Here is a 2,816-nt window from a genome sequence, read left to right on the forward strand (position 1 = left end):
CGAAAGCGCGCGACGCGAACCACGTCGCCGCACACTGGAAAGAGGCACTGAACCAGTTCTCACTCTTCTTCGAGGACCGGCTCAGCATCCAATGAAACCAACCGACTTACACAAGATCGCTGACACGCCCGGTCAGCCCGGCTTGACCGCCAGCGTCGCAAAATAGTTCGACATGTATTGAGCGGATGCGTTGGATTGGTGCGGCGCTTCCGCGAAGCCGGTGAGGACGAACCCCGCGGCGAGTTGCCGGCCGATCTGGTCGGTGAGGGTGTGGCTGTATTCGAGAGGGGCATCCGCGCCGAACTTCGTGGCGCGTTCCTCGGCGGAGTACTGCGTGACATCGCTGTAGGGCAGCTTGTGCACGACGATCAGCTCGCCGCGCTCGTCGAGCGCCTCGTGGTCGAACAAGTACGCATCAGGGTTGAGGAAGCCCACGAGCAGAGTTCCGCCCGGTCGCAGGACGCGGAAACACTCACGCCACACCGGTGCCAAGTCGGGTACGAACAGGTTAGAGACCGGATGGAATACGACGTCGAATGTTGCGTCGCCGAAGGCGCTGAGGTCGCGCATGTCGCCTAGGACGGTGCGCAGCTCGAGTCCGTCGCGCGCCGCCACCATCTGGTCCTGGCCGAGTTGGCGGGGTGAGTTGTCGAATACGGTGACCCGCGCCCCTGCGGCGGCGAGGATCGGACCCTGCTGGCCACCGCCGGAGGCCAGGCACAACACGTCCTTGCCGGGCAGGTCCGTCGGCAGCCAGGAGCGGTTGACTGGCTCACGCCCGATGAGAACAATCGACCAGTCGCCCATGCGGGCGCGCTCGACATCCTCAGCGCTCACCGGCCTCGACCACTCGTTGCCCGCTTGGACATACTTGTCCCAGGCCGCCCGATTGTGGGCAACGGGGTCGACAATAATGTCCTGCACGTTTAACTCCCCTGCTACAGCCAAGCGGACACCTGCGGTACTGACAGTTCGGTGCCGCTAGCCAACACGATTGCAGGGTGCGGGCTCAACGAAATTAGCGGGCATCGAGGTGTCCACGGGCTCGACGGGTGGTCGCGCAGCGGGTGCGTAAGCGCTGCTTGCCGGGGTTGCGGAAGCCGTAGGCGTCGCGGGCGATGGTCTTGATGACCCGGTTGGTGCCTTCGGAGCCAGCGTTGGTGATCCCAGTGTGCAGGAACGCAAGGATCTCTGGCCACCATGTCTCGACGGTTGTGGCTAGGCGCTGCAGTTCGGGAAGGTCGGCGTCGGCGCATCGGCGGTAGAACCGGTACAGCAGATCGTGGACCTGTTCCCGGTCTGGGCGGGTCCGGGCCGTGGCAAGCAGGTCCAGGAGGTCTTCCTTGGCGTTGCACGCAACGGTGATCGGCGCGCCGATCACCCTGGGCAGGTGGACAGCGCGTCGAGGAGAGCGTCGACGTGCTCGCCGCGCATCCGGGCGGCGGAGCGGGTGACCCGGTAGCGTAGTTCCCACTCGCGGTTGCCCTTGCGGCCGCGCCGGCCGCGGTGGGTCACGGTGACCCGGCGGCGGACCTCGGTGAGGGTCTGGTTCGCCAGCTGCACCAGGTGGAAGTGTTCCACGACCAGGGTGGCCTGCGGCAGGACCCGGCGGATCGCCGACTTGAAGATCGTGCACATGTCGATCGCGACGTACTGGACCGCGTCGCCCCAGGCTTGGTCGCGGTCGGCCAGCCAGTCGATGACCGACTGGGCGGTGCGGCCTTCGACGCGGCCGGGTCACCCGCCGGCCCTTCGACCGCCGGGCCCGGGTGCCGCAGTCTGGGCAGTGGCGCACCGCCGAGGTGTCGGAGTGCTGAACTACCCGACATTGCTGATGTACTGCTGAGATACAGGCCCGATTGCTGAACTAAATCGACCCCTACAGCTCGGACCTCCTGGTACCCGCTCCGAGGACGTCAGTCAGCCTGCCGGTAGCTGGCCGCAGGCCCCGCCGTGCCGGAACCGAACCGGGCGTTGAGCAGGTCGATGGCCTTCTCCGCCCGCAGCCGCCGCTCGCGGCCTGGTCGAAGGAGAGCTGCTCGGCGGCGCAGGTTCTCTGACACGCGGCAGAAAGCCGCGCGGAATGGAGTGACCTGTCTCAGCGAAGTTAGTCGACCGAGTCATGCTGACCTGCGCGGACTGGATTGGGTGAGACTGGGGTCCTGAGTCGATCGCTCAGCTCAGACCCGGTGCCAGGCACTGTCGACGGTCGGCGCATGATGGCCGTCATGGAGAACGCAGTCGAGAAAATCAAGGTCTGGTTCCGGTTCGTCCCTCGCGAGGGCTGGTTCCCGCAGGACACCGAGGGCCTGTGGGCGCGGAAGATCGGTGTCGATACGGCCAGTGTGCAGAACGTCCCCTTCCTCCAGGACGGGGTGGCCGAGGGCGACGTTGTGCGGTTCCAGACCGACTCCGACGGGATCCACTGGGCTGTCGGCCGTGTCAGTGCATCCGGCAACTGCACGATTCGCGTAGTGCCCGTCCCTGCCGGCCCCCTGGGACGCAGCCCTCAGGCAGTGCATCAGCGTCTTTCCGTGTTCGGGCTCGGAGGTGAGGTCTTCAGCGATGAGTTCCCCATGGTGGCCCTCACCGCACCGGCCGACGCGGACTTCGCCGGGATCAAGGCGCTCCTGGTTCAAGGGGAAGAGGAAGGCTGGTGGCACTACGAAGTCGGCTGCGGCAACGACCGGTGGTGGAACGCCTGACCTCTAGCGAGATCTCAGAGGGCGTTTGAAGTAGGCGTATTGCCGCTTATGCCCTAGTAAGCTCCTCGCCAGGTTGGTGTGGTCTCGTCCGTTATGCGCTTGGTGAGGTTG

The 2,816-nt window shown here is 65.7% G+C and carries 3 protein-coding genes and 1 pseudogene; 1 reads left to right on the plus strand and 3 read right to left on the minus strand.

Annotated features, from left to right (window positions below):
• Window positions 1-132: 132 nt before the first annotated feature.
• The 3 genes and pseudogenes from ACFWB8_RS36900 to ACFWB8_RS36910 form a co-directional block, all read right to left on the minus strand.
• Window positions 133-924: a class I SAM-dependent methyltransferase gene (locus ACFWB8_RS36900; protein ID WP_385237652.1), complete on the minus strand. Its 792-nt coding sequence runs from the start codon at window positions 922-924 to the stop codon at window positions 133-135.
• A gap of 94 nt (window positions 925-1,018) precedes the next feature.
• Window positions 1,019-1,381: a transposase gene (locus ACFWB8_RS36905; protein WP_385237655.1), complete on the minus strand. Its 363-nt coding sequence runs from the start codon at window positions 1,379-1,381 to the stop codon at window positions 1,019-1,021.
• Window positions 1,378-1,716: pseudogene (locus tag ACFWB8_RS36910) on the minus strand (transposase); the annotation flags it as partial. The gene ACFWB8_RS36905 and the pseudogene ACFWB8_RS36910, both read right to left, overlap by 4 nt.
• 512 nt (window positions 1,717-2,228) lie before the next feature.
• Here ACFWB8_RS36910 and ACFWB8_RS36915 point away from each other — a divergent pair.
• Entirely contained in the window at window positions 2,229-2,705 is a 477-nt protein-coding gene (locus ACFWB8_RS36915) for a DUF4265 domain-containing protein (protein ID WP_385237658.1), read from the plus strand.
• Window positions 2,706-2,816: the final 111 nt, after the last annotated feature.

The organism is Streptomyces sp. NPDC060031 (genome assembly GCF_042736805.1).
In the GTDB taxonomy this organism is placed as follows: Bacteria; Actinomycetota; Actinomycetes; order Streptomycetales; family Streptomycetaceae; genus Streptomyces.

Coding starts and splice junctions, on each gene's coding strand:
- ACFWB8_RS36915 (WP_385237658.1), top strand. CDS start 2,229: ATGGAGAACGCAGTCGAGAAAATCAAGGTCTGGTTCCGGTTCGTCCCT.